Source organism: Microbacterium sp. NRRL B-14842 (assembly GCF_050470785.1).
Genome location: NZ_JBFLUM010000005.1, coordinates 1 through 25,683 on the forward strand (window position 1 = coordinate 1; position 25,683 = coordinate 25,683).

The 25,683-nt window shown below is 72.3% G+C and carries 21 protein-coding genes, 1 tRNA gene, 1 other RNA gene and 2 pseudogenes; 19 read left to right on the forward strand and 6 right to left on the reverse strand.

The genetic code is table 11. The features are described 5' to 3' along the window. The first annotated feature begins 135 nt into the window (after window positions 1-135). Window positions 136-345, forward strand: coding sequence for a hypothetical protein (locus AB1285_RS16985; protein ID WP_429977537.1), 210 nt, complete (start codon window positions 136-138; stop codon window positions 343-345). A 150-nt stretch (window positions 346-495) separates the two neighbouring features. Further along, window positions 496-585 (forward strand): annotated as a pseudogene (locus AB1285_RS16990) (GNAT family N-acetyltransferase); the annotation flags it as partial. A 166-nt stretch (window positions 586-751) separates the two neighbouring features. Here AB1285_RS16990 and AB1285_RS16995 read toward each other — a convergent pair. Further along, window positions 752-838: transfer RNA gene (locus tag AB1285_RS16995), tRNA-Ser, on the reverse strand. A gap of 471 nt (window positions 839-1,309) precedes the next feature. After that, window positions 1,310-1,489 (reverse strand): hypothetical protein, encoded by a 180-nt coding sequence (locus AB1285_RS17000; RefSeq protein ID WP_429977538.1) that lies wholly within the window; start codon window positions 1,487-1,489, stop codon window positions 1,310-1,312. A gap of 614 nt (window positions 1,490-2,103) precedes the next feature. On the opposite strand from AB1285_RS17000, the pseudogene AB1285_RS17005 reads away from it, so the two are divergent. From AB1285_RS17005 to AB1285_RS17050, 10 genes and pseudogenes are all read left to right on the forward strand, one after another. Continuing rightward, window positions 2,104-2,463, forward strand: a pseudogene (locus AB1285_RS17005) (aminotransferase class III-fold pyridoxal phosphate-dependent enzyme); the annotation flags it as partial. 121 nt (window positions 2,464-2,584) lie between these two features. Further along, on the forward strand, window positions 2,585-3,334 hold the full coding sequence (locus AB1285_RS17010) for an aminotransferase class III-fold pyridoxal phosphate-dependent enzyme (protein ID WP_429977539.1): 750 nt from the start codon (window positions 2,585-2,587) through the stop codon (window positions 3,332-3,334). Beyond that, entirely contained in the window at window positions 3,331-4,812 is a 1,482-nt protein-coding gene (gene mpaA2 / locus AB1285_RS17015) for an MpaA2 family daptide-type RiPP (protein ID WP_429977541.1), read from the forward strand. Before AB1285_RS17010 ends, mpaA2 begins: the two co-directional genes overlap by 4 nt. Before the next feature lie 10 nt (window positions 4,813-4,822). Next, on the forward strand, window positions 4,823-4,942 hold the full coding sequence (gene mpaA3 / locus AB1285_RS17020; protein WP_292788270.1) for an MpaA3 family daptide-type RiPP: 120 nt from the start codon (window positions 4,823-4,825) through the stop codon (window positions 4,940-4,942). A gap of 68 nt (window positions 4,943-5,010) precedes the next feature. Then, entirely contained in the window at window positions 5,011-5,823 is an 813-nt protein-coding gene (gene mpaM, locus AB1285_RS17025; RefSeq protein ID WP_370429094.1) for a daptide-type RiPP biosynthesis methyltransferase, read from the forward strand. Then, complete coding sequence (gene mpaP / locus AB1285_RS17030) at window positions 5,820-7,505, forward strand: daptide biosynthesis intramembrane metalloprotease (RefSeq protein ID WP_370429095.1); 1,686 nt, start codon at window positions 5,820-5,822, stop codon at window positions 7,503-7,505. The genes mpaM and mpaP overlap by 4 nt, the downstream gene beginning before the upstream one ends. Window positions 7,506-7,507: 2 nt before the next feature. Then, window positions 7,508-8,224, forward strand: coding sequence for an ATP-binding cassette domain-containing protein (locus AB1285_RS17035; protein ID WP_187664210.1), 717 nt, complete (start codon window positions 7,508-7,510; stop codon window positions 8,222-8,224). Then, a complete protein-coding gene (locus AB1285_RS17040) occupies window positions 8,221-8,949 on the forward strand; it encodes an ABC transporter permease (RefSeq protein ID WP_187662175.1) in 729 nt (242 codons plus the stop codon). Before AB1285_RS17035 ends, AB1285_RS17040 begins: the two co-directional genes overlap by 4 nt. After that, complete coding sequence (locus AB1285_RS17045) at window positions 8,946-9,677, forward strand: hypothetical protein (protein WP_187662174.1); 732 nt, start codon at window positions 8,946-8,948, stop codon at window positions 9,675-9,677. Before AB1285_RS17040 ends, AB1285_RS17045 begins: the two co-directional genes overlap by 4 nt. 29 nt (window positions 9,678-9,706) lie before the next feature. Next, window positions 9,707-10,615 (forward strand): rhodanese-related sulfurtransferase, encoded by a 909-nt coding sequence (locus tag AB1285_RS17050; RefSeq protein ID WP_370429096.1) that lies wholly within the window; start codon window positions 9,707-9,709, stop codon window positions 10,613-10,615. 15 nt (window positions 10,616-10,630) lie between these two features. On the opposite strand, the gene AB1285_RS17055 is transcribed toward AB1285_RS17050, so the two are convergent. From AB1285_RS17055 to AB1285_RS17070, 4 genes are all read right to left on the reverse strand, one after another. Beyond that, window positions 10,631-12,898, reverse strand: a complete 2,268-nt coding sequence (locus AB1285_RS17055) for a transglutaminaseTgpA domain-containing protein (protein ID WP_370429097.1) — start codon at window positions 12,896-12,898, stop codon at window positions 10,631-10,633. Beyond that, window positions 12,885-14,075, reverse strand: coding sequence for a DUF58 domain-containing protein (locus tag AB1285_RS17060; protein ID WP_280568579.1), 1,191 nt, complete (start codon window positions 14,073-14,075; stop codon window positions 12,885-12,887). Before AB1285_RS17060 ends, AB1285_RS17055 begins: the two co-directional genes overlap by 14 nt. A 10-nt stretch (window positions 14,076-14,085) precedes the next feature. After that, a complete protein-coding gene (locus AB1285_RS17065) occupies window positions 14,086-15,075 on the reverse strand; it encodes an AAA family ATPase (RefSeq protein WP_187662170.1) in 990 nt (329 codons plus the stop codon). Between the two features lie 109 nt (window positions 15,076-15,184). Next, entirely contained in the window at window positions 15,185-18,118 is a 2,934-nt protein-coding gene (locus AB1285_RS17070) for a DEAD/DEAH box helicase family protein (protein ID WP_370429098.1), read from the reverse strand. Between the two features lie 65 nt (window positions 18,119-18,183). Between AB1285_RS17070 and ffs the strand changes: the two genes are divergently transcribed. The 7 genes from ffs (at window position 18,184) to AB1285_RS17105 (ending at window position 25,578) form a co-directional block, all read left to right on the forward strand. Next, window positions 18,184-18,280: signal recognition particle sRNA small type (gene ffs, locus AB1285_RS17075), an RNA gene on the forward strand. A 48-nt stretch (window positions 18,281-18,328) separates the two neighbouring features. After that, window positions 18,329-18,937: a rhomboid family intramembrane serine protease gene (locus tag AB1285_RS17080; protein ID WP_280568572.1), complete on the forward strand. Its 609-nt coding sequence runs from the start codon at window positions 18,329-18,331 to the stop codon at window positions 18,935-18,937. Further along, window positions 18,934-19,632, forward strand: a complete 699-nt coding sequence (locus AB1285_RS17085) for a hypothetical protein (protein WP_370429099.1) — start codon at window positions 18,934-18,936, stop codon at window positions 19,630-19,632. The genes AB1285_RS17080 and AB1285_RS17085 overlap by 4 nt, the downstream gene beginning before the upstream one ends. A 62-nt stretch (window positions 19,633-19,694) precedes the next feature. After that, entirely contained in the window at window positions 19,695-21,824 is a 2,130-nt protein-coding gene (gene pta / locus AB1285_RS17090) for a phosphate acetyltransferase (RefSeq protein WP_370429100.1), read from the forward strand. Then, on the forward strand, window positions 21,821-23,041 hold the full coding sequence (locus AB1285_RS17095; protein WP_187662166.1) for an acetate/propionate family kinase: 1,221 nt from the start codon (window positions 21,821-21,823) through the stop codon (window positions 23,039-23,041). The genes pta and AB1285_RS17095 overlap by 4 nt, the downstream gene beginning before the upstream one ends. Before the next feature lie 99 nt (window positions 23,042-23,140). Beyond that, the gene (locus AB1285_RS17100) at window positions 23,141-23,899 is read left to right on the forward strand and encodes a beta-phosphoglucomutase family hydrolase (RefSeq protein WP_187662165.1); all 759 of its coding nucleotides are present in this window, start codon (window positions 23,141-23,143) and stop codon (window positions 23,897-23,899) included. Then, the gene (locus AB1285_RS17105; RefSeq protein WP_429977540.1) at window positions 23,896-25,578 is read left to right on the forward strand and encodes a glycoside hydrolase family 65 protein; all 1,683 of its coding nucleotides are present in this window, start codon (window positions 23,896-23,898) and stop codon (window positions 25,576-25,578) included. Before AB1285_RS17100 ends, AB1285_RS17105 begins: the two co-directional genes overlap by 4 nt. Window positions 25,579-25,683: the final 105 nt, after the last annotated feature.

Below are 25,683 nucleotides of genomic sequence, written 5' to 3' on the forward strand. Positions count from 1 at the left end.
GCCTGGCTGGTGCCGTGGGCGCGACGCGAACGTCGAGGCGACCGCACGCGCCGATAGGCTGAGCGGAACCTGACCTGCCCGAGGAGCCTCCGTGTCGCGTATCCGTCCCTACCGTCCGACCGATCCGCGCGGCGGATGTTCGAGATCTGCCTGCGGACGGCCGACGCCGGGGGAGACGCCACCGGGGTGCTGTCCGATCACGAGCTCTGGGGGAACCTCTTCGCGGTGCCGTACGTCGAGCGGCACCCGGACCTCGCCTGGGTCGTGGAGGCGGAGGACGGGCGCACCATCGGCTACATCGTCGCCACCGACGGACACCTACGCGTTCTACGCCTGGTTCCGTGATGAGTGGTGGCCCACCCTTCACGCGCGCTATCCGCGGTCGGCCCGACCCGCAGACACGCGAGCAGAAGCTGATCGAGTACGGGTACACGAGGGAGCCTGGGCGTCGAGCCGAACGCGGCGGAGTATCCGGCGCATCTGCACATCGACCTGCTGCCGGAGACCCAGGGGCAGGGGCTGGGGCGCGGTCTCATCGAGACGCTCTTCGCCGAGTTGCGCCGACGCGGTGTCCCGGCCCTGCATCTGGGGATGGACCCCGCGAACAGCGGCGCGGCCGCCTTCTACGAGCGGCTCGGCATGACCCGGCTGCCGTCCGGACCGGGTGGTCTGACGTACGGGGTGCGCTTCGACGGCTGACGGCACCCGAAACGAGAGAAGACCTCCGCGATGCGGAGGTCTTCTTCGTCTGTGGCGGTGACGGCGGGATTCGAACCCGCGGTTGCTTGCACAACACACGCTTTCCAAGCGTGCTCTTCGGCCGCTCGGACACGTCACCAGGGAACAACCTGTCCATCCTATCCGATGTCCCGCCGACCTCGTGACATGCCGGCGATCACCGGGCGCGGCGGTGAAAGCTGTTATATTGCACGTCATCAGAGGTCTGGATATCTTCATATGAAGACGCAAAGGCGTCAGGCGGATCCGGTTCTCTGGGGGGATCATGGGGACGAGTGCGACGACGGCACGACGCGACGAGGGACCGACGGGCGAAGACCCGCTCCTCGGCCCGCACGCCCTGCGGGCGTGGGTCACGGGAGCGCGGGAGGCCCGCACCCGCGTGTTCCTGCTGGAGACCGAGGCGGGGGCGGAGGCTGTCGCTGCGGCGGCAGGGCCAGAGGATGTGATCTTCCAGAACCCTCGAATCGACGTCGCGGCCGGGGACGGCGAGGATCGTCGGTTACAGCGGAACGCTCGCCGACCTCGGCGACGAGCTCTTCCTGGGGGAGCGCGGCGTCGAGCTCCAGGACTACATCGCGGCCTCGTTCGTCCAGATCATCGGACCGACGGCCGTGCGCTTCTTCGACGAGGCGAGCTGGCGCGCCTTCCTCGGCGACGCCGATCTCGCCCGCAGCACCGGGGTCTTCGCCGCCGCGATGCTCGACCCCCGGGTGTTGCTCGCGGGTCGCCACGTTCTCAGCGCGGCCACACGAGGTGGAGACTCCGAGCGCCCTGCGCATCGACGCGGACGGTGGCGTGCACCTCGGGCTGCAAGGGCAGGAGATCGGTCACGTGCGCGACCTCCCCGCCGTCCTCGGGCAGGCCCTGCCCGAGGCATCGGCGCTGGGCGGCGTGCCCGGCTCGGCCGACCTCATCACCGAACTCGACGCCCGGCTGTGGATCGGCCGGTACCTCGATGCGGCCGATCTCCGGAAGATGCTCCGCCTGCCGAACGGCAACCGGCCGGATCGCGGGCTTCGGTGGACGCTCCTCGACGACGGCGGCTGGCGGATGCGGAGCCCGAGGCCACCGATCCGTTCCTGCTCGACACCGCCGAGGGGCTCCTGCTCGCCGATGTCGGGACGCGGCGGCCGGCACCTGCTGTCCCCGCTGACCGCCACCGTGGTCGACGCGATCCAGACCTCGCGGACGCGCGGGCTGGCGGCGGCTCGCGTCGCACGGGCGTGCGGAGTGCCCGACGCGCAATGCGCGGCGACTCTCCCTCGAGGCGCTGGAGGTGCTCGGCCTCCGTCTCGGCCGTCCGGTCGAGAGCGGCCAGAGCGGCGGCACCCGATGAGCGTGCCGCACGCGCTGTGGACATCCATGCTCCCCGCCGACACCGCCTTCCCTCCGGATCGCGTGGCGGTGGGCGCCTCCGGGCATCGGATCTTCTACGCCGACGGCTCCCACCGTCTGTGCGCGACGAGCGGGCTGTGGAACGTCCCCCTCGGCTTCGGCAACCCCCGGGTCGCCGAAGCGGTGAACAGGGCCGCGCGCGACGCCTCGTATCTGTCGCTGTTCCGCGCACCGCACCGGTACGCCGAGGATGCCGCCGACGCCCTCATCGCCCTCGCGGGTTCCGAGCGCTACCGCCGCGTGATCTTCTCCACATCGGGCGGGGCGGCCAACGATGCCGCGATGAAGCTCGCGCGGCAGTACTGGGCGCAGCAGGGCGCGGGCTCTCGATCCCTCGTCGTCGGTCTCCGCGGCAGCTATCACGGCACGATGTACGGCAGTCACGTGCTGAGCGGCGACGACCTGCTGCAGTCCGTCTACGGGCGTCGACCGGCGGACGGTGCGGCACGTGTCGCACTCCGACGACGGGGAGGAACTCGCGGCGCTGCTGGAGCGCGAGGGGTCCCGCGTCGCCTCGGTCGTGGTGGAGCCGGTCCTGGGCAGCGGCGCCCACGCCCTGTCCGACGCCTTCGTCCACCGTCTCCTGGAGCTGCGCGAGCGGCACGGGTTCCTGCTGGTCGCGGACGAGGTCGCGACCGGCTTCGGCCGCACCGGCTCGCTGTTCGCCACCGACCGCTGGGCGTCCGCTCCGGACGTCCTCATCCTGTCGAAGGCGCTGACGAACGGCGCGATGGGGGCCGCCGTGCTCCTCGTCGGACACCGCATCGCGATGGCCTACGCGCGCGGCGGGTGGACCTTCGTCCACGGGGAGACGCAGGCGGGCACGCCGGCCTGCGCCGCGGCGATCCTCGCCGTGATCGACGAGCTCCGCCGTATCGACGTCGAGGCGACCGCCCAGGCACTGGCGACCGCGCTGCACCGCCTCGCCCGGAGCTGGCAGGACGAGGGGATCGTCACCGATGTCACCGGCTCCGGCTGCTTCGTCGGCCTGGGGCTCCGTCGGCCCGACGACTCCCCGCTCTCCGGCACCGAGGTCCTGGAGGTGGTGTCCGCCATCTCCGACAGCGGCGTCGTGGTCCACCCCGGTCCGAGCTCCTTCCAGCTCATCCCCGCCTACGGCTTCTCGTTGGCGGAACTGGCCGAGACCGATCGTGCCGTGCGGGCCGGTCTGGCGCGCGTGCGGGAGGCGGCGGCATGAGCGTGCCCTTCGCCGGCCGCGTCCCCACGCTGTGGCACGGACCCCGCGCCCGAGAGACGACGGGGCGTCTGACGGCGGGGCGGGACACGCTCGTGATCGCCGACGCGGCCGTCGCGCACACCTTTCCGACCGCACAGCAGGTGCGGAGGATGACGGTGGACGCCTCCGCGGTGGACGAGGTCGGGGTCCTCCTGATCGCCGACGAGATCATCCGGCGCCCGCCCGAGGTCATCGTGGCCGTCGGAGGCGGAAGCGTCCTCGATGCGAGCAAGATCGCGGCCCTGGCGCTCAGCCCCGGACGCCTCTTCGACTTCGCCCTCCGGCACGCGGCGACGGCAGCGCTCACGGTCCTGCCCGACGCGCCTCCGCCCGTCGACATCATCGCGATGCCGTCGACACTCGGCACGTCCTCGGAGACGAACAGCGTCGCCATCCTCCGGAACAGGTACGGGTCCCGGCTCCTCATCGGTCGACCGCTGCGCCCGCGTCACGCCGTCCTCGATCCCGAACGGCTCGCCACGCTCAGCCCCGCTGCCGTGCGGGAAGGGGCGCTGGAGGCCTTCCTCCGGGTGGCCGGAGCGTCGACGAGCCCGCGGACGGAGCGAGCGGAGCGCGACGCGAGGCTGCTCGGCCGCGCTCTCCTCGAGGTCGCAGCCGGCGAAGCGATATCGGCGGCGGGGCGCCTGCGTCTCGCGCGCCTGAGCGCCGCCACCCAGCGCACGGCAGCGCTCCGCGGACCCGATCCGTACAGCGCCCGACACTGGTACCTCGCGAACGAGGTCGCCTTCCATCTCGGCGTCCGCAAGATGACGGCCACCGTGGCGGTCATCGCCGCGGTCTGGCGTCGGATCGGCGCGGGCGATCTCCGCTGGGGTGATCGCGTCAGCCTCGACGCGTTCTGGACGGGCGTCGTGGGCGCGACCGGGCTACCCCGCGAGCCGGCCGCCGGCATCGCCGCGCTCGTCGATCAGGCAGACCTCCCGTCACCGCCGCGCCCGAGCGCACGGAGATCGATCGGGTCGCCGCTGCGGTCGAGACCGCCTGGGGAGACCACCGACCCATGCTGCGCGGAATCCGTGCCACGGACATCCGCGCCGTGCTCCACGACTCCCGGTGGAGCACGCCCCCGGTCGGCGATCGCCGGCCCCGAACCGCTGAGAGGAGGTGATGTGAATGAACGACAGCACGGAGATGAGCATCCGGTTCCAGGAGCTCGACCCGATGGAGGCGCCCAGCTGGGACAGCTTCTACCAGGGCGTGATCGGCGCGCTGGTCCTCATCGGGATCGGCGCGGCAGCCGCCACCTGATGCCGCCTGGCCGCATCCGGATCAGACAGAGGAAGGAGGGACGCATGACCGCAGCACTGCCGGCGCTCGAGTTCACCGAACTCGAGGCCATGGATGCGCCGGGCGATGCCGACGACTACATCCGCGGCTTCGCCGTGGGCGTGATCATCGGAATTCTCGCTCTGACCTAGGAGGTGCACGTTGCAGACCACGTCGCTGGAGTTCCTGGAACTCGAACAGATCGACACCCCGCTCGAGTGGTGGGAGCACGCGAGCTACATCATCGCGATCATCGGCGGAGCCGCCGCCATCGCGACCTGACAGAGGGTGCGGGCGGGATCGTCCGCCCGCACCCCCCGACCATCCCTGCGAGGAGAGGCGATGCACGGATGACATCCCTGATCACCGAGACCGTGGCGGCACGGCTCGACCTGGTCGGCGCGACCGCCCGCGGGCAGGATCTGTACGCCGGGGCCGGCACAGACTTCTACGACCGGCTCGTCGGCCCGGACCGGGCGGAGGTCCGGGAGGTCCTGGCGCTCGCGCGCGCGGTCCCCGGTCCCGTCCTCGACCTCGCGGCCGGGAGCGGACGGCTGACGGTGCCGCTCGTGCGCTCCGGGCACCACGTCACGGCGGTCGATCTCTCGGCGGACATGCTCGCGCGCCTCCGCGGAGCCGTTCCGCACGGCGCGACGGTCGAGTGCGTTGTCGCGGACATGCGCGACCTCGCGCTCGACGGGCGGTACGGTCTGGTCATCCTCGGGGCGACCTCCATCACGGTGCTCGACCGGGAGGGCCGGGCGCGTCTCTACGCGGGTGTCCGACGTCATCTCGACTCCACCGGTGTCTTCGCCCTCACCGTCGCGGGCAGAGCGTCGGCGGACCGCCTCGCGGTGACGGCCGACCGCGAGATCGTGGTTCCCGGAAGCGCCGGAGACGAGCCCTACCTGTTCGCGCAGCAGATCGAGGACGACGGCGCCGTACGGGTGGTCAACTGGGTCCGTCTCGCCGATATCGCCCCGGGCGCGGAGGTGCCGGTGCTCACGAGCCGGCTGCACGTGCTGAGCCCCGAGATCCTGGCCGACGAACTCGTCGCGGCCGGCTTCACGGCGCCCCGGATCTCTCCGGTGCGGACTCCGGTCCCCGGGGAGATCCTGCTCCTCACGACGTCTCTCTCCGGGGATCGAGGGGGTGCGCGATGACCGCCGCGGATTCCCGGTCCCTGTGGCGACAGCGCGGACGAGGGCGGGACCCCCTCACCGCGGAGACGTGTCCCGCTCTGGCGACCGGCGTGGATTTTGAGCCCACCGGCGAGGGCTCCGTGTGGCTCGCCACGGTGCAGGGTGTCCCGTCCGCGCGGCTGTCTCGGGCGGTGGTCGACCTGCTGACGGCGATGGACGGCCGGACCCCGGTCTCCGCGCTGCGGGTACGCTTCGCGCCGGAGGCGACCGACGAGAGCGTGCTGCGACTGGTGGAGCGCTTCCGCGACAACGGTCTCCTGGACGGGGGCGCGTCCCGCCCACCCGGCCGCGTCGCCTACCGACCGCCGTTCACCCTGCAGTTCGCGACGCTCCGTGCGCCGGCCCTCTTCGCGCGCCTGGACCGGCTGGTCGTCCCCGTCCCGCGCCGAGCAGCCCTCGCGGCCGTCGCCGCGGTGCTCGTCGCCGGGGCCGTCGCCGCGATCCTGCAGACCGGCGATCTCAGGAACGTGCTCACGCGCCCCCTACCGCTCACCGGCTTCATCGTCGTCGTCGTGGCGCTGGGACTCGCGACGCTGTTCCACGAGGCCGCGCACGGGCTCACCCTCACCCGGCTGGGCGGCCGGCCCCGACGCGCCGGATTCATGCTCTTCTACCTCACGCCCGCGTTCTTCGTCGATGTGACGGACGGATGGCGGCTCGCCGACCGTCGGCATCGTGTGGCGATCGCGCTCGCCGGTCCGGCCGTCCACGCCACCGCGGCGGCGGTGGCGATGCTCGCGGCTCTCGGCCTGCCGGCGTCGACGGCCCGCGAGACGCTGCTGCTCCTCGCGATCTCCTGCACTGTCGTCGTCCTCGTGAACCTGATCCCGTTCGTGCGGTTCGACGGGTACATCGCGTTGATGAGTGCGCTGGACGAACCGAATCTCCGGGGGAGGACGGTCCGCGACGGCGCGGGCTTCCTCGCCCGCGTCCTGTTCGGCGGCCCGCGGCAGCCTCGGGCGCTGGAGCGGTGGTGGAGCGTGCCGTTCGGCCTGTGCTGTCTGATGGCGCCGGTCGTGATGGTGCTGTTCGCGGTCGTGCGGACCGCACAGCTGCTCGTCGGAGGCGGGGCGGGGGCGAGCCTCGTCGTGCTCGCCCTGGAGAGCGTCGTGGTCGTGGTGGGTCTCGCCCTCCTGGTGCGCGCGCTGATCCGTGTGCGGCGATCCGGTGTCTCCCGGACTCGTCTCGTCGCGGTGACCGCCGCGCTCGCCGTCGGCACGGTGGCCGCCGGCATCCTCATCCCGGTCCCGACGGCCGCGACACTCGGGTTCTGGGTGGACGACGACCGCGTGGTCCTGGTCCGCGGAGGAGCGGACGCCGGTGCAGACATCCCGGACGGTGCACGCGTCATCCTGTCGACGCGGGGGATCCTCGCGAACGAGTACCGGGGCGAGGGGAGGACCGCGGTCCGCCCTGCGGCGGAGGCCGAGGTTCCGATCGAGGCGCTGTACCCGGTCAGGGTGCCCGGGGTGACTGTCGCGGCGACGGCCGTTGCGGAGGTCGAGGTGACCGGGGAGAGGAGCGCCCTGCCGGCAGCCGGACAGGCGCGGGTCGAGCTGGGCACGACCCCGCTGTGGCATGCGCTCTGGGCGGCGGCCGTGTCGCCGCTGGCGACCCCCACGAGCGAGGAGGAGAGAGGATGAGCATGAATCAGCACGCCATCGAGGTGCGCGGCCTGACCAAGAGGTTCGGACACCGCACCGCCGTCGAGGACCTGTCGTTCGCCGTGCCCCGCGGAGCGATCGTCGGGCTCCTCGGACCGAACGGCGCGGGGAAGTCGACGACGCTGCGCGCGATCGTCGGCCTCGTGCGCCCGACCGGCGGAGAGACCCTCATCGACGGGGCGCCGTTCGGTGCGCTCGACAACCCCGCTACGCACGTCGGCGTCCACATGGACGGGTTCGGCTTCGAGCCGGGCATCTCGGGGCGACGGCATCTGGAGATCTGCCGACTCGCCGCCGGGGCGCCCCGCGACCGCGTCGACGAGGTCCTCACCGAGGTCGGCCTGGCCGCCGATGCGCGTCGGCGCGTGAAGACGTACTCGACGGGCATGGCCCAGCGGCTCGGGCTGGCCGCCGCATTGATCGGCGCGCCGCGGACGCTCATCCTCGACGAACCGGCCAACGGGCTGGATCCCGACGGCATCCGCTGGCTGCGCCGGTTCCTCCGCGGTTTCGCCGAACGCGGCGGCACGGTCCTCGTCTCCAGTCATCAGCTCCCCGAACTCGAGCAGGTCGTGGACGAGGTCGTCGTGATCAAGCGTCGGGCGCTCTTCGCCGGACGGCTGGACGATCTGGTCACCGGCGGGGCCGACTCGCTCGAGAGTCGGTACTTCGACCTCGTCGAGGGAGCCCCGGCGTGAGCGGCGTGATCCGCAGCGAGCTGCTGCGCGCGGTGAGCGGGCTGTCGATCCTCGCCGTGTACCTCGTCGCCGTCCTCATGCCGACGTTCGTGCTCTTCTCCGACGGCTCGCGCTTCGCTCTGGACGGCCTCGACCCCGGCGCGGCGACGGCTCGACTGCTGGAGCCGCTCGCGTGGTCGGTCATCTCGGCGGCGTTCGTCGGTGCCTACCCGGTGACGCGGGAGTACTACTACGGCTCCATGGACCGCACGCTCACGGCGGTCGGGTTCCGTCGCGCCTTCCGAGGGAAACTGGTCGCCGGCGTCCTCATCGCCCTGGCGCTGGCCGGCGTCGTCTTCCTGCTGTGGACGCTCGCGATCTCCCTCCTGCTCGCTCGCCACGGGCTCGCGCTCGTCTTCACCGCCGAGGCATGGCGGATCATCGCCGGGGCCGTGGCCGGGGTCGTCCTCGGTGCTCTCATCGGCGGGGCGATCGGCTGGATCACCCGGAACTACTACGCGACGGCGATCATCGTCCTCGTCTTCCCGATGGCGCTGGAGTTCGCGCTGCTGCGGACGGCACCGGAGATCGCGCGGTTCTCACCCGGGATGGCCATCGCCGCGCTGAGCGTGCCGGAGTACCAGGGACGACTGCTCGCCTTCGTGCCTGCCCTCGGCATCGGGGTGGCGTGGGCGATCGGTCTCGTCGCGCTCGCCGCCGTCCGAGGACGCCGGAGCGTCGCGTGATCGGTCGGGCGCTGCGGGCGCAGGCGCGCGGCGCGGCCGGGGATGTCGTCCTCCTCGGGATGGCACTGGCGGCCTTCGTGCTGTCCCTGTCCCTGGCGACCAGCATCCCGGCGGAGCTCGGCGATGCGCCACGGGAGGCGCGGGAAGGACTGGTGGCCCCGTTCGACGCCGTGCTCGCGACCTACGCCGGCATCCTCGCCGCCGTCTACGGCTCCTTCCGCTACACGATCGACCGGCGGGACGGTGTCGTCGCGCAGCGACTGATGCTGGAGTCCCGGTGGGCGATGCTCGTCGTCCGTATGCCTGCCTCGGCGCTGGGCGGCGCGGTCGTCGCGGTCGCGGCCGTCCTCGGCGGCCGCGCGGCGCTGTTCGTCACGATGGGCGGGATCCCCGTGCATCCGTCCGCCGTCATGGCCGCCCTCGCCCTCGGCGCGGCCGCCGCCCTCTGGGGCCTGGGGGTCGGCATCGTCGTGCAGGCGCATCTCGCGGCGCTGTTCGTCACCGCGTTCTCGATGGGGGTCGGGCTGCTCGTGGCGATGTTCTGGAGCGCCGGCGCCGTCTACCTGCCTCTTCCTGCCCTGCTCGACGCCTTCCGGTTCGACGGGTCCGCCATCGGGATCCCGGCGGGCGGAGGACTCGGGCTGTTGGCGGCGCCGATCGCGGCGGGCTGGATCCTCCTCGCGGTGGGGGCGGGATCGGCCGTGTTCCTGCGGCGGGACGTGACCTAGGCCCGCGGGAGGCGACGTAGGATTCCTGGGTGGCCACCCCCAAGATCCTCCTCTTCTACGCGTTCACCCCGCTCGCCGACCCGGAGGCCATCCGCGTCTGGCAGCGCGATCTCGGCGAGGCGCTGGGGCTGCGCGGTCGGCTGCTGATCTCGTCGCAGGGCATCAACGGCACTCTCGGCGGCGACCTCCCGGTGCTGAAGAAATGGGTGCGGTCATTCCGCTCCTATGCGCCCTTCCGCGACGCCGACATCAAGTGGAGCGAGGGCACCGGGCTCGACGCGTCGGGTCGCAGCCTCGACTTCCCGAAGTTGAGTGTGAAGGTGCGCGACGAGATCGTGTCGTTCGGCGCCCCGGATGAGCTGCGGGTCGACGCGGACGGCGTCGTCGGCGGGGGCGCGCGGCTCACCCCCGAACAGCTGCACGCCCTGGTCGCCGAGCGCGGGGACGAGGTCGTGTTCTTCGACGGACGGAACGCGCTGGAGGCCGAGATCGGACGCTTCCGTGGCGCCGTCGTGCCGGATACGGAGACCACCAGGGACTTCGTGCGCCTGCTCGACTCCGGCACCTACGACGACCTGAAGGGCAAGCCCGTCGTCACGTACTGCACCGGCGGCATCCGCTGCGAGGTGCTGTCGAGTCTCATGGTCGCCCGCGGCTTCGGCGAGGTGTATCAGCTGGAGGGCGGCATCGTCCGCTACGGGGAGACCTTCGGCGACGACGGCCTCTGGGACGGATCGCTCTACGTCTTCGACGGGCGTGGATCCGTCGACTTCTCGGACCACGCGCGAGTCATCGGTATGTGCGTGGGATGCGGCGCGGCGACCAAGCGCACCGCCAACTGCCCTGACCCGTCGTGCCGCGTGCAGTCCGTCGTCTGCGCGGACTGCGAGGCCGTCGCGTGCCCCGCGCATGCGGCCACCGTGCCGACGCGGGCCTGAGCGGCGCGACGACGGTCACACCAGGAGCCGGGCGTCTGATCCGCGCGAAGCGTAGAGCGACCGCGGCAGCAGCAGTGCGCGTGCCCGCGTCGACCCGTCGACATGCGCGCGGAGACTGGCGAGCACGGACTGCAAGGGCGCGCCGAGGTCGTCCTCCGCCGCGGACGCGCGGGCGTAGTTGGCGCGCTCCACCGCCGCGATGAGCCGCCCCAGCGCAGCCTCGTCGGCTCCCGCATCCCTGACGAGCCCGGCGGCCCGCATCCGCGGACTGTCCGCATCCGAGACCGCGATCCGGAGATCGATCAGGGTGTCGCGCAGTTCCGCCCAGGCCGCGGCGGCGTCTCCGCGAGCGGCACGGCGCATCCGGAGGCGCCGCTCGACGAGCCGGACGAGCGCGGGAAGGAGGAGGAGCGCCACGATGCCGAGCACGGTGAGGACCACCGGCGTCGGGTCCAGCCGGCGCAGCTCTCCGGAGTCCGTCGAGCCGGCATCGGCATCCCGCCGATCGACCTCGGGGCCGGAGGTCTCCTCCGTCTGGGGTGCGGTCGTCGGCGCAGGAGTGGCGGGGCCTCCGCCGGTCCCGCCTGCGGTCGTGCCCGCACGGAAGGCCGTGGGGACGCCGAGCGAGGCGGTCGGCTCGAACGGCACCCAGCCGATCCCGGGGAACAGCACCTCGGGCCAGGAATGCAGCTGATCGCTCGACACCGAGAAGATCGACTCGTCTCCGCGCTTCTCGTCCGTGAGGGACCCGGGGAGGTAGCCCACTACGATGCGCACCTGCATGCCGAGGCTCTCGGCCATGAGGGCGAAGGCGCCGGCGAAGTGCACGCAGTATCCGGACCGCTCTTCGAGGAATCGTGCCACCGCGTCCGCGCCGGTCCCGTCGAACCCCTCGTCGACCGGCGTCTCCAGCGAGTACTCGAACTGCGACCGGAACCAGTTCTGCAGGGCGACGAGGCGGTCGTAGTCGGTCTCCTCGTCCGCGGTGACCTCCGTCGCCAGCCGGGAGATGATGTCCGGAAGCTCGACGTCCTCGTCCTCCGCGTCCGCGAGGGGCGGAGCGGCCTCCGCGGCGCGGATCTGCTCCAGGGTCGGCGTCACGCGGAGCGAGGTGACCGTGTAGTCGTTGCCGACCGCATCGGCGCGGCGGGAGAAGAGGGTGCGGTTCTCGGGCGACACGCGCCACGCGGCGCTCAGACCCTGCACTTCCGTGGCCGGATACGGCAGCGGGAGCCAGGAGCTCGACATGCGCAGCACCCGGATCGAGGTCGTCTGCTCCGCGGTGGTGATGTCGTCCCCCCACTCCGGATCCCCGAAGCCGTCGACCTGAGACTGCAGGTCCCCGCGATCCGGCTGCCAGACGCGGCCGTCGAACCGGGAGAGCGTCGTGAGGCGGAGATACGGGGCGGTGTCGGTCTTCGCGGCCACCGTCAGCACCTCGACCGGACTCGGCTGCCGCAGATCGTCGCCCAGCCGTAGCGAGGCATCGACGGTCACGCCGACCCCGGTGCCGGTGATGGTCGAGCCGACCGGGAGCAGCGGCGTCACGACGAGGGTGGTCGCGACGGCGGCGGCACCGACGGCGACCGCGACGCCGGCCGACGCGCGGCGCGGTGACTCCGGATGCCGACGTGCAGTGAAGCGGAACACGAGGAGCGCCACGACCGCCGCGAGGGCGAACCAGGCCACATTCGGGGCACCCAGGGTGATGATCATGGGCACCGCACCGGTGACGCCCAGCAGAACGGTCGTGAGCACGGCGGAGCGACTCGCGATCAGGAGATCGAGCAGGATCGCGACGACCGCGAAGCCTGCTCCGAGGGCGGCCGCAAGCCCCGGGGAGGCCTCCAGCGGGGCCGAACCGAAGACGATCTCCTCCGCCGCGGCGGAGGCGAGGGCCTGGAACAGGCCGAAGGTGCGGGGCGTCGGCACGACCCCCGCGATCGCGGTGTCTCCGGCGAGGAGCAGCGTGAGGACGCCGACCGCCACGATGACCTGCGCCACAAGGGCGAGCAGCCCGGCGATACCCTCCGAACGCCCGCGTAGGAGATGACGCACGAGCGCGCCGACCCCCACGACCGCGATGATGACGACGGTCGCGACGAACGACCAGGTCCCCGGAGCGATGACGGCGGTGAACGGCCACAGCGCCGTGAGGGCCGCGAGGCCGGCGAGGGCCGCCGGAGCGAGGACACCGGACGGCGGCTCCTCCCGGTCACGGTGCCAGCGTGCGCGGGTGTCGGCGGGCACGGGGGCGGGTCGCGTGCGCTCAGCGCGGAACATCGGCGGCTCCCGTCCGCGCCGACAGCGCGTCGTCCCAGGCATCCGCGACGTCGACGCCGAGCCGGGTCACGGTCCAGCCGTGCTGGCGGGCGGCGTCCTCCGTTCCCGGGAGCGGATCGGTACTGAACAGCAGCGGCGCTGCGGCCCCCGCCGGACGCAGGAGCGCGGCGTCCTCCTCGTCCAGCCGACCGGTCACGTAGACGAGCGGCCCCGGCGGTGTCCCGCCCAGGAGCGCGGCGAGGTCGCGCCTCTCGCCGCGCGGCGTCACCATCGCCAGGGCGACCAGCAGGCCGTCCCTGTCGTCCTCGTGTCCGCGGAGCACGCCGAGGAGCGTGCCGGCGCTGTCCAGCACGTCGACGCTGTACCCCTCCGCAGCGAGGTGCACGGCGGCGGACGCGCACAGGGAGACGGCGGCTTCGAACGCCGGATCGACCGTATCGGTCCCCGTGGCCCAGCCGCCGGCGGCGCGGTCGAGCACGACGACCGCGTCGGGGCTCGACTCCTCCTCCTCCTGCCGGACCATGAGTTCGCCGCGGTGCGCCGTTGCCCTCCAGTGGATGCGTCGCATCGAGTCACCCGGTGCGTAGCCGCGGGGGGAGAGGTTGTCGCTGCCCTGGCCCAGGCGGGTGGAGGAGGTGTGCGCGGTCCCGCCCGCGGCGCCGATCCGCACGGCGAGCGGGGTGAGCGCGAAGACCTCCGGCACGACCGTGATGGTGCGCGTGTCGCCGAAGGCCTGCTCGCGCTGGGCGAGACCGAACGGGTCGACGGTGCGCAGCAGGAGGGGGCCCAGCGGCCAGACACCCCGGCGGACGCCGGTGATGAGGTAGTTCAGCTGGGGTGTGTCCCCGGGATACTCGCCCCCCGAGTCGCCGGCGACCGCGGTGGGGAGGACGTCGTGCCAGAGCCCGTGCGGGACCCGGAGGGCGCGCAGCGTGAAGCGGACCGTCACCCGCGAGGTCTCCGAGACCGTGAGCAGGTCGGTCGAGATCTGTCGGCTGACCGTTCCGGAGCGTCGCGGGAGACGCACGGCGAGGGCGGCGAACAGCGTGAGCGCAGCCAGCAGGATCCCGAGGTACAGGAGGATCCTGGCGCCGAGGACGTTGGCCGCGATCACGCACGCGAGCGCGGCGACGAGCGCACCGGTGCCGCGCGGCGTGAGCAGTCGACGTCGGCGCATGATCGCGTCCTCAGGAGCGGGTCGCGACGGGGACGCGGACGCGCTCGGCGATCTGGGTGAGTGCGGCCTCGACCGGCTGCGCGCCGGCACGGTGGGCCCCGCGGGCGGGGAGCAGCCGGTGCGCGAACACGGGGATCAGCAGGTCGGTGATGTCGTCCGGGATGACGTAGTCGCGGCCGTCCAGCGCGGCCCAGACCTTCGCGGCGCGGACGAGCTGCAGCGTGGCCCGCGGGCTGGCGCCGAGGTGCAGGCTGGGGTCGTTCCGCGTCGCCTGGGCGAGGGAGACGGCGTACTCCTCGAGGGCGGGCGCCACGTGCACGGCGCGCGCCCACGCGATGAGCTGGGAGATCGCGGCGGCGTCCGCGACGGGGGTGACGGTCGCCAGCGGATTCACGACGTCGCGCTGCCGGAGCATGAGGGCCTCGGCCGCGGGGTCGGGGTAGCCCATCGAGATGCGCATCATGAAGCGGTCGCGCTGCGCCTCGGGGAGCGCGTACGTGCCCTCCATCTCCAGCGGGTTCTGCGTGGCGACCACGAGGAACGGATCGGGCAGCCGGTGGGTGGAGCCGTCGACCGTGACCTGCCCCTCCTCCATGGCCTCCAGCAGCGCCGACTGGGTCTTGGGGGAGGAGCGGTTGATCTCGTCGGCGATGACGATGTGCGCGAAGATGGCGCCGCGTTTGAACTCGAACTCGCGGTCGACGGGGTTGTAGACGGACACGCCCGTCACGTCGCCGGGAAGGAGATCCGGGGTGAACTGGATGCGCCGGACGGTGGCATCGACGGTGGCGGCGAGGGCGCGCGCCAGCATGGTCTTCCCGACCCCGGGCACGTCCTCGATGAGCAGATGGCCTTCGGCGAGCAGGCAGACGAGGGCGCTGCGCACGGCCTCGGGCTTCCCGTCGATCACCTGGCTGATCGAGCCGAGGATGGCCGCCGTCTGTGCGGCGAATCCGTCGGCGTCGATCGCGACCGGGCTCAGGGGGGCGTTCTCTGGCATGCGTTCCCTCTCGTCCGGCGCAACGATGCGCGTGCATCGATCGTACGCTCCGCACGGCCTGCGGGACCACGTCGGGCTGGCCGGTCTGCGGGGACGGCAGGGTCGGCCGTCAGCCCCAGATCCGGTACCGCGGCTCCGCGGGGTCGAGCAGCGCAGGGGTGAGGCGGGCGACCTGGAGCAGCGCGAGACCCGTCGTCCCCCGGAGTTCGTGGAGCTCGCACTGCCCGACCGTCTCCCGCCACCGCGCGGCGAAAGCCTCGGCGTCGGCTCGGCGGCGGGAGAGCGCTGCGGGAACCGGCAGCAGACGACGACCGGGGACGGCGCGGTCGACGATCGAGCGGATGCGGTCGAGCACGGGACCGGGCCGGCCGAAGATCCCCTGGTCGACCCGCAGGAGGAAGCGCGGGCTCTCGGCCACGGCGAACAGCTCCTGCAGGGCGTCGGCGATCAGTGCGCGGTCGCTCCGCGGTCCGGCGATCTCGATCCAGAAGTCGGCGGCGGAGCGGTTGCGCACCCGGACGGTCGAGGCATCGAAGGGCCCCACCCGTCCGGCGTCGTGGAGGGACCGGGCGATGGCCAGCGCGGCGCCGCCGTACAGAGCAGCGGGGTCACGGAGGCGGTGCAACGCGCGCAGCACGCTGGACCCGCACACCACAGCGGTCGCCAGCACGCCGCCGAGCGCCGCGACGGTGACGCCCGCCTCCAGCGGGAGGGAGACTGCGCCGATCGCCCCCAACGCCGCCGTTCCGAGGGCGATGCCGGTCGCGCTGAATCCGAATGTCAGGGGCACGGCAGCGGCGAGGGTCGGTCCCGTCCGCAGCAGGCGGGCCTCCGGCGTCGTGCGGACGGAGACCACGTCGCGCTCCCGGGAGTCGTGAGGCTCGCCGATCCGCCAGTCCGCTCTGGTCTGGGCGCGGGTGGGGAGCCGCGAGAGCGTCTCCTCGTTGATCCTCTCGATCGTGGCGCCGGGGACCTTCTCGAGGACGTCGTCGAGTGCGGCGATCGCGGCGGAGGGGAGCGCGTGGTCCAGTCCCGAGACGATCCGGGTGCCGTCGTCGGCGCTGAGCCCCCAGAGGTGTCCGTGTCGTCGTCGCAGGCGCTGCGTCTCGGCGGGGCTGTCCAGGTCGACGGACGCGGGGATGACGCACGCCACCGACCAGTTGTGCGCCACCTTCTCCGGCCATGCGGGGTCGAGACGCAGGGTGCGCCCCCGGAGCTGCTGGGTGCCGGTGCTCGTCGCCACCGCGGTCAGATCGATCAGCGTGTTCACCGACGGGCAGTCCCACCCCTCGCCGAGGAGTCCTCGGGTGCCGACGAGCACCCGCACGGTGCCGCGTCGGATCAGCTCCGAGACGGCCGCGACGACCTGGCCCCGTCCGGCCTCGGCGACGCGGAGATCCCGCGTGCCTCCTGCTCCGTCGACGACCGTCACCTCGTCCCCGAGCACCGCGGACAGCTGCTCCGCGAGGTCGGCGGCATCGACGGCCCGCACCCGCAGATGATGGGCGGTCAGCAGCACCGGACGCAGCGTCCCTGTCACCTCGTCGGCGGCCAGGAGGTCGAAGACGCGGAGCGCGCCGGCGGGCTGCCCGGTGAGCCCGCGGCGGCTCCCGTGCTCGACGAAGTCGGTCACGATCACCGCCCGCATCTGGGCGCCGGCGTCTCCGCTCAGCTCGCGGCGCAGGATGTCCACGGCCGCGCGGTCCTTCGCCACCGAAGACGTCAGTGTGGTCTCCACCGGGTCCCGGCCGCGTCGCAGCCCCCGATCGGTGAGGTGCAGGCCGAAATCCGCGAGAGCTCCGCGCACGTGCTCCCATTGGCGCAGGGCGGTGGGGTCGGTGAGTAGGCGCGTCTGCGCGAAACGGGTGAGGACGGTGAGGAGGTCGTCGGTCGTGCAGCGGCCGAACAGCACCGGCGGCAGGAGCGCGCCGAGCGGATGCCCCGGCGCCGCGGCTCGGAGGACGACGCCGGCGGCCCGGGTGAGCGTGAAGTCCGTGGAGAGCGCGTGCTCCAGCCGTGCCCGCCGCGCGATGTCGGGGTCATCCGTCCCCGTCGGTGGCACGGAGCCCGCCGCCGGCTCCGGCTGCAACGTCGCCTCCAGATACGCCACGCCATCCGGCGAGGACAGCACCTGCCCGACGAGATCCGCGAGCAGGGCTTCGTGCCGGCGGATGAAGGCGGCCTCGGTCGGGTCCGGCTGGGTGAACCAGATCGAGTCCCGATAGGGCGCGAGGTGGCCCTCCTTCACCACCGCGGGGGCGGGCACCTCGTAGTCCACGTCTCCGAGCAGGCGCGTGTAGTTCTCGTACTCGACACCGTCGTCGGGGGAGGGGAGCGTCGCCGTCAGGCCGATCAGGACCGGGGGCGATCCCGCGGCCCGGATGCGCGCCGCCAGGTAGGCGACGACCAGCGCCCAGTGGTCGAGCAGGTGATGGCACTCGTCCAGGACGATCGTGCGCACTCCGGAGCCGACGATCGCGTCGATGACCTCCACGGCGTTGGGGTGCAGCACCCGGGCCAGCTCCTCCGGGCGCTGCTGCGAGAACGAGCGGCGCACCCGGCGTACCCGCCGCCGCAGTCCTGAGCGGTAGCGATCGGGATTGTCGACCTCGAGTGTGGCGAGCCAGGTCGCCGCATCGGCCTCGGACCGATCGGTCTCGGCGAGCTCGGCGATCCACCGATGACGCGCCAGCTCCTCGAACGGCGAACCGTCGCCGGTGACGCTGAGGAGTTGGTAGGTCAGCACGGTGAGGTCTCCGAGCCGCCGCGGATCGTCCGAGACAGCGTCGTCCTCGGGGGCGAGCTTCCGCGCCTCCCGGAGCCATTGCTGGCGGATGGTGAGCGTCGGAGTCAGGACGAGCGTGCGGTGTCCCTCCCGCGCGGCGAGCAGCAGTCCGAGCAGGGTCTTGCCGGAACCCGGCGGTGCGACGACGTGCATCTTCTCGTCGGAGCCGACCTCGATGCGCTCCAGCACCTCGGCCTGGTACGTGCGCAGCGGTCCGCGGAACCGCCACGACGAGAGCGGGTGGGCGAGCGGATCCATGACCTGCACAGTCTCTCAAAGAGTGCGGTGTGTCATCGCGCCGGTCGGCGTCGGGTAGAGTGGACGACGGCTCTCCGCGTGGCGGCATCCAGGCCAATTCCCCCAGGGCGGAAACGCAGCAAGGGTAACCGGGCTCTGCTGGGTGCGCGGAGGGTCTTTTCTTTTGCCCGCGTCCAGCCGGCCCCAGGGTGCTCCTGCGACAATCGAGCGGTGACCGTTCCTCCGCCGGCCAGACCCGAGCATCCGCTGCGGCGATTCGCGTCGCCCGTGCTGCTGCTCGCGGCGATGTGGGCGGTGCAGTTCGCGGACGCCGTGCTGCCGGGCTCGTTCAGCGGCCTCGGCATCCGCTCGTGGGATCCCGCCGGGCTGCTCGGGATCGTGTTCGCGCCGCTGCTGCACGCGAGCTGGGCGCATCTGATCGCGAACTCCGTCCCGTTCCTCGTGCTGGGCTGCCTGGTGGCCGTCGAGGGCACGCGCCGATTCTGGGCGGTCACCGTGATCGTCGCGGTCGTCGGCGGGCTCGGGACCTGGCTCGTGAACGCGCCCGGCACGCTGACGGTCGGCGCCTCCGGACTCGTGTTCGGCTACTTCGGCTACGTGGTGATGCGGGTGTTCGCCCCCGGCCGGGTGGCGCATCGCATCCTCTACGCGGTGATCGCCGTCGTCGTGATCGGCCTCTACGGCGGCACCATGCTGGCCGGGGTGTTCGGAGTGGCGGACGGCGTGTCCTGGCAGGGGCACCTCTTCGGCGCCATCGGAGGCGGTGCGGCCGCGCTCGCCGGACGGCGTCCCGACCAGCGCCGCGCCATCGGACGATGACGGCTCCGCGCACGAGGAGGACGACGGGGACGCGGACCACGTCGACCCGGCGGCCCGCCGCGTCGCGCGAGGCCGCCAACCGCCGACGCCGCGAGGCCCGCCGTCGAGCCGCCCGGCGCGCACAGCGGAAGCGGACCCTGCGGCGCGTCGCCGTGTCCGCCGCCGTGGTGGCCGCGGGGGCGGCGCTGCTCGTGCTCATCCCGCTGGGGCTGGCGAGGGATCCGGCGCCGGTCTGCCTCGACCGTCCGTCGACCTTCCCCCAGGCAGGGGTGGCCGGATGGAGCGGTGAACAGCTCGAGAACGCTGCGACCATCATCCGCACCGCCGACGAGCTCGGGTTCGCGCGGGACGGCCAGATCCTCGGCGTCATGACCGCGATGGGCGAGAGCAGTCTGCGCAACATCGACTACGGGGACTGGGAGACGCGCGGCTGGACCAATCCGGATGGATCGCGCACGACGAGCATCGGCCTCTTCCAGCAGCAGGACTGGTGGGGGAGCGTGGAGCAGCGGATGGATCCGGCCACCGCCGCCCGGTTGTTCTTCGAGCGCCTCGGACGCGTGCCCGACTGGCCGTCGATGGCGCCCTCGCATGCCATCCACCGGGTGCAGGTGAACACCGATCGGGACTACTACACGCGGTATCAGGAGGACGCGACGGCGGTCGTCGACGTGCTCTCCGGCCCGTGCGAGTGACCGCCGCGATTGTCACGGCAGCTGTGGGGTGCGGTGTCGGGGCGCCCGCCTAAGCTGGAGCCGTGTCGCGGAGCATCTACATCACCTCGGCCGAAGGCCACACCGGGAAGTCGACGATCGCCCTGGGGGCGCTCGACGCGCTGATGCGCGTGTCACCGCGCGTCGGGGTCTTCCGCCCGATCGCCCGGGCGGTCGCGGAGCGCGACGAGATCCTCGAGCTGCTGCTCGCCCATGACGGCGTCCAGCTCGACTACGAGGACTGCATCGGCGTCACCTACGACGATGTGCGCGCCGATCCGGAGGGCGCGCTGTCGACCATCGTCGCCCGCTTCAAGGCCGTCGAGGCGCAGTGCGACGCGGTGGTGATCGTCGGCAGCGACTACACCGACGTCGCGAGCCCCGCGGAGCTCGGCTTCAACGCCCGGATCGCGGCGAACCTCGGCGCCCCCGTCCTGCTCGTGCTGAGCGGGCGCGACCAGCAGCGGCAGGCCGAGCAGCTCGGCACCACGACCGCGCGGGTGCCCGCCGCCGTCGGCCAGATCGCCGCCCTCGCGCTGCCGGAACTCGCCGAGGAGCGCGCGGAGCTGTTCGCGGTGGCCGTGAACAGGGCCGACCCGGACGGGCTCGATGCCATCGTCGACGCGGTGCGCGCCGTCCTCCCCGCCGGCACCCCGGTCTGGGCGCTGCCCGAGGACCGCGCGCTCGTCGCACCGTCCATCCGCGGCATCGTCTCCGCCGTCGACGGGACGCTGCTCAAGGGCGACGAGGATCGCCTGACCGCGGTCGCGCTGTCCATCGTCGTGGCCGGGATGTCGATGGTGAACGTCCTGCCGCGTCTCACCGACGAGGCCGTCGTCGTGATCCCCGCCGACCGCACCGAGGTGCTGCTCGCCGCCCTCCTCGCCGACTCCTCCGGCACGTTCCCGCGGATCGCCGGGATCATCCTCAACGGTCCCTTCCCCCTGCCCGAACCGATCCTCCAGCTGCTCGACGGCTTCGCCTCCTCGGTGCCGATCATCACGACCGACCTCGGCACCTACGACACGGCGGTACGGGTGATGGGCGCCCGCGGTCGCATCTCCGCCGACTCGCGCGGTCGCTACGACCGGGCACTCGGACTCTTCCAGGCGCATGTCGACGTGGCCGAGCTCACCGAGCAGCTCGGGCTCGCCGAGTCGCACGTCGTCACACCGCTCATGTTCCAGTACGGACTGATGGAGCGCGCGCGGTCCGACCGTCGCCATATCGTCCTCCCCGAGGGCGACGACGACCGCATCCTCCGCGCGGCGGCGGCGCTGCTGTCCCGTGAGGTGGCGGAGCTGACCATCCTCGGCGACGACGGCGCGATCCGTGCGCGGGCGGCGGAGCTCGGCCTCGACATCGCCGGTGCGCACGTGGTGAGCCCCACCGACCCGGCTCTCGTGGAGCGCTTCGCCGCCGAGTACGCTCGGTTGCGCGCCCACAAGGGGATCACGCTCGCGCAGGCCGCCGACACCGTCACGGACGTCTCCTACTTCGGGACGATGATGGTGCACCTCGGACTCGCCGACGGCATGGTCTCCGGTGCCGCGCACACCACGGCGCACACGATCCGTCCGTCCTTCGAGATCATCAAGACGAAGCCGGGTGTGAACGTCGTCTCCAGCGTGTTCCTCATGGCCCTCGCCGACCGCGTGCTCGTGTACGGCGACTGCGCGGTCATCCCCGATCCCACGGCCGAACAGCTCGCCGACATCGCGATCTCGTCCGCCACCACCGCCCGGCAGTTCGGCATCGACCCCCGCGTGGCGATGCTGTCGTACTCCACTGGTGAGTCCGGGTCGGGAGCCGACGTCGACAAGGTCAGGGCGGCGACGGCACTCGTGCGCGAGCGCGCTCCCGAACTCCTGGTGGAGGGCCCCATCCAGTACGACGCCGCCGCCGACGCGGCGGTCGCCAAGGCCAAGCTGCCGGACTCGGCGGTGGCGGGGCGGGCGACCGTGTTCGTCTTCCCCGACCTCAACACCGGCAACAACACCTACAAGGCGGTGCAGCGCTCCGCCGGCGCCGTGGCCATCGGTCCAGTGCTCCAGGGGCTCAACAAGCCCATCAACGACCTGTCCCGCGGTGCGCTCGTCGACGACATCGTGAACACGGTGGCCATCACGGCGATCCAGGCCCAGGGCGACGAGCGATCGGGGGAGGGGGCGTGAGCGCGATCCTCGTCATCAACAGCGGGTCGTCCTCGCTGAAGTACAGCCTCATCGACACCGCGCACGAGGACGAACTCGCCAGCGGGCTCATCGAGCGCATCGGACAGGAGTCCAGCCCTGTCGCCCACACCGTGCGCCCGGAGCCGGGTGACGGACCGTCGGCCACGATGCTCGACGCCACCTACCGCGACGAGCAGCCCATCCCCGACCACGCTGCGGCCTTCGAGGTCATGCGCGCGCAGTTCGCCGCGCACGGTCCTTCGCTCGATGCCCATCCGCCGGTCGCGGTGGGGCATCGGGTCGTGCACGGTGGGGCGCGCTTCTACGCGCCGACCCTGATCGACGCCGACGTCGAGCGGCAGATCGACGAGCTCGCCGTGCTGGCACCGCTGCACAACCCCGCGAACCTCGCCGGCATCCGGGCGGCCCGCGCCGTATTCGCCGACGTCCCGCACGTCGCGGTGTTCGACACGGCGTTCCATCAGACGCTCCCGCCGGCGGCCTACACCTACGCGATCGACGCGCAGCTCGCCGCCGCGCACCGGGTCCGTCGATACGGCTTCCACGGCACGAGCCACCAGTACGTCAGCGCGGCCGCCGCGCGTTTCCTCGGGCGCGATCTCAGCTCCCTGCGGCAGCTCGTGTTCCACCTCGGCAACGGCGCCTCGGTCACCGCGATCGAGGGCGGCCGCTCGGTGGAGACGTCGATGGGACTCACCCCGCTCGAGGGGCTCGTCATGGGGACGCGCTCGGGCGACCTCGATCCGGCCGCCCTCGTGCACCTGTCGCGCCGTGCCGGCTACACGATCGACGACCTCGACGCGCTCCTGAACACCCGCAGCGGGCTGGCCGGCCTCGCCGGTCGCAGCGACATGCGCGACATCCTCGCCGGGGTCGCTGCGGGCGAAGAGGCCGCGACACTCGCTTTCGACGTGTACGTCCACCGTCTCCGGGCCTACGCCGGCGCCTACATCGCCCAGCTGGGCGGGGTCGACGTCGTGTCCTTCACCGCCGGCGTGGGCGAGAACGCGGCCCCTGTGCGGGCAGCGGCGATGGCGACGCTCGGCTTCGCGGGGATCGAGATCGATCCCGCCCGCAACGAGGCGAAGGAGCGCGGCATCCGTGTCATCTCCACGGATGCGTCCGCCGTGACGGTCCTCGTCGTCCCCACCGACGAGGAGCTGCAGATCGCCAGGCAGACCGCCGAGATGCTCTGATCCCGGTCCGGGGTTACCCCGCGCGCGTCACCGCCATTACGCTTGCACAGTGGCACGGAGAGGTGCCGACCCGACCCTCGTCCTTCTCCTGGAGGCTCTGTGCCACACGCGCTGCCCGACCTGTTCCACGCCGACGGTGTGCTGTTCGACCTCGACGGCGTCCTCACGCCGACCGCCGAGGTGCACATGCGCGCCTGGAAGGCGGTCTTCGACGACGTCTTCGCCCGCTGGGACATCACTCCGCCGTACACCGACGAGGACTACTTCGCCTACGTCGACGGCAAGAAGCGCTACGACGGCGTCGCGAGTCTGCTGCGCAGCCGCAACGTCGAGGTGCCGTGGGGCTCGGTGGACGACGACCCGTCGGCCGAGACCATCTGCGGGATCGGCAACCGCAAGAACGCCGCGTTCGCGACCTCCCTCCGCAGCCAGGGCATCGCTCCGTTCCCCGGCTCCCTCGCCGTGGTCGAGGCGCTGCACGCCGCCGGGATCCCGCTCGGCGTCGTCTCCAGCTCGAAGAACGCCGAGGAGGTGCTGGCGGCCGCCGGCATCCGCTCCTTCTTCCGCGTCGTGATCGACGGCGTCGTCGCCGAGCGCGAGCACCTCGCCTCCAAGCCCGCTGCCGACATGTTCGCCGCCGGCGCCACGGCCCTCGGCGTCGACCCGGCCCGCAGCATCGCCGTCGAGGACGCCACCTCCGGTGCCGCCTCCGCCGCCGCGGCGGGGTATGCCGTGGTCATCGGCGTCGACCGCGGAGCGGGCGCCGACGCGCTCCGGGCCGCCGGGGCCACCCACGTCGTCGACGACCTCGGCGTCCTGCTTCCCGCCACCCGTACCGACACCCCGGAGACCGCATGATCGACCGCGACCGCTTCCCCGTCGACCCGTGGCGTCTCATCGAGACGCGCTACTCGGAGGAGGGCGTCGGCGAGACGCTGTTCTCGGTCGGCAACGGCTACCTCGGGCTCCGGGGCAACCACATCGAGGGGCGTGGCGCGCAGGAGCACGGCACCTTCATCAACGGTCTGCACGAGACCTGGCCCATCCGGCACGCCGAGCAGGCCTACGGCTTCGCCGAGGTCGGCCAGACCATCGTCAACGCCCCCGACGCCAAGGTGATGCGGCTCTACGTCGACGACGAGCCGATCTCCCTCGACGACGCGGACGTGCGCGAGTACGCCCGCACGCTCGACATGCGCACGGGGGTGCTCGAACGGCGCGTGGTCTGGGAGACGCCCTCCGGCAAGCGGGTGCGCATGCGGGATCAGCGTCTCGTGAGCTTCGAGGAGCGCCACCTCGCGGTGCTGCGGCTCGAGGTCGTCGTCGAGAACGCCAACGCCCCGGTCACGATCAGCTGCCAGCTCCTCAACCGTCAGGACGGGGCGGGCGTGTATGCCGGCTCTCCGATGACGACCAAGGGCGCCGCCTTCGACCCGCGCAAGGCCGAGCGCATCGCGGACCGTGTGCTGCAGCCGGCCGAGCACTGGCAGGACGGCCTGCGCTCCGCCCTGTCGTATCGGGTCGCCGCGTCCGGGATGACCGTCGCCGTCGTCGCCGATCACATCATCGAGACGGAGAACGACTACAACGTCCGGACGCTCATCGAGCCGGACATCGCCAAGAACGTCTTCCGTGTGCAGGCGAAGGCCGGCGTGCCCATCACGATCACCAAGCTCGTCAGCTATCACTCCTCCCGCGGCGTGCCCCCGCGGGAGCTCGTCGACCGCTGCCGTCGGTCCCTCGACCGGGCCGCGGACGAGGGCGTGGAGACGGTGTTCCGGCGTCAGCGCGAGTGGCTCGACGCGTTCTGGGAGCGCAGCGACGTGCAGATCGGCGGGCGCGACGACCTGCAGCAGGCCACCCGCTGGTGCCTGTTCCAGCTCGCGCAGGCATCGGCCAGGGCCGACGGCGCCGGCGTCCCCGCCAAGGGGCTGACCGGCTCCGGCTACAGCGGCCACTACTTCTGGGACACCGAGATCTACGTGCTCCCCTTCCTCACCTACACGACGCCGCGGTGGGCCTACAACGCGCTGCGGGCCCGGGTGAAGATGCTCCCCGCCGCGCGTCGCCGGGCCGCCCAGCTCAACGAGGCCGGCGCACTGTTCCCGTGGCGCACGATCAACGGCGAGGAGGCCTCGGGCGTACTACGCCGCCGGCACGGCGCAGTACCACATCAACGCCGACATCAGCTTCGCGCTGGGCAAGTACGTGCGGGCGACCGGGGACGAGGCGTTCTTGCGTCGCGAGGGTGCCGACGGTCGCGATCGAGACCGCGCGGCTCTGGGCCACCCTCGGCTTCTGGCGGGGGGTCGCGGCTCGTGGAGCAGTCCGGTGCCGGCGATGGCCTCCAGACGTTCCACATCCACGGCGTCACGGGCCCGGACGAGTACACGACCGTCGTGAACGACAACCTGTACACGAACGTCATGGCGCGGTACAACCTCCGTTACGCGGCCAAGGTCGTGCGGGAGATCCGCGACAGCTACCCGGAGGACTACGCGGCCCTCGTCGAGCGGACGGGTCCTCGGATCCGGTGAGGCGGAGTCCTGGGAGCGGGCGGCGGAGGCGATGTACATCCCGTACAGCGAGAGCCTCGGCATCCACCCGCAGGACTCGCTGTCCTGGAGCGGGAGGTCTGGGAC

What these genes read in the sequence shown, in the direction of transcription:
- AB1285_RS16985 (WP_429977537.1), top strand. Translation starts at nt 136, where the DNA reads ATGTTCGAGATCTGCCTGCGGACGGCCGACGCCGGGGGAGACGCCACC.
- mpaA2 (WP_429977541.1), top strand. Translation starts at nt 3,331, where the DNA reads ATGAGCGTGCCCTTCGCCGGCCGCGTCCCCACGCTGTGGCACGGACCC.
- mpaM (WP_370429094.1), top strand. Translation starts at nt 5,011, where the DNA reads ATGACATCCCTGATCACCGAGACCGTGGCGGCACGGCTCGACCTGGTC.
- mpaP (WP_370429095.1), top strand. Translation starts at nt 5,820, where the DNA reads ATGACCGCCGCGGATTCCCGGTCCCTGTGGCGACAGCGCGGACGAGGG.
- AB1285_RS17035 (WP_187664210.1), top strand. Translation starts at nt 7,508, where the DNA reads ATGAATCAGCACGCCATCGAGGTGCGCGGCCTGACCAAGAGGTTCGGA.
- AB1285_RS17055 (WP_370429097.1), bottom strand. Translation starts at nt 12,898, where the DNA reads ATGTTCCGCGCTGAGCGCACGCGACCCGCCCCCGTGCCCGCCGACACC.
- AB1285_RS17060 (WP_280568579.1), bottom strand. Translation starts at nt 14,075, where the DNA reads ATGCGCCGACGTCGACTGCTCACGCCGCGCGGCACCGGTGCGCTCGTC.
- AB1285_RS17065 (WP_187662170.1), bottom strand. Translation starts at nt 15,075, where the DNA reads ATGCCAGAGAACGCCCCCCTGAGCCCGGTCGCGATCGACGCCGACGGA.
- AB1285_RS17070 (WP_370429098.1), bottom strand. Translation starts at nt 18,118, where the DNA reads ATGGATCCGCTCGCCCACCCGCTCTCGTCGTGGCGGTTCCGCGGACCG.
- AB1285_RS17085 (WP_370429099.1), top strand. Translation starts at nt 18,934, where the DNA reads ATGACGGCTCCGCGCACGAGGAGGACGACGGGGACGCGGACCACGTCG.
- AB1285_RS17105 (WP_429977540.1), top strand. Translation starts at nt 23,896, where the DNA reads ATGATCGACCGCGACCGCTTCCCCGTCGACCCGTGGCGTCTCATCGAG.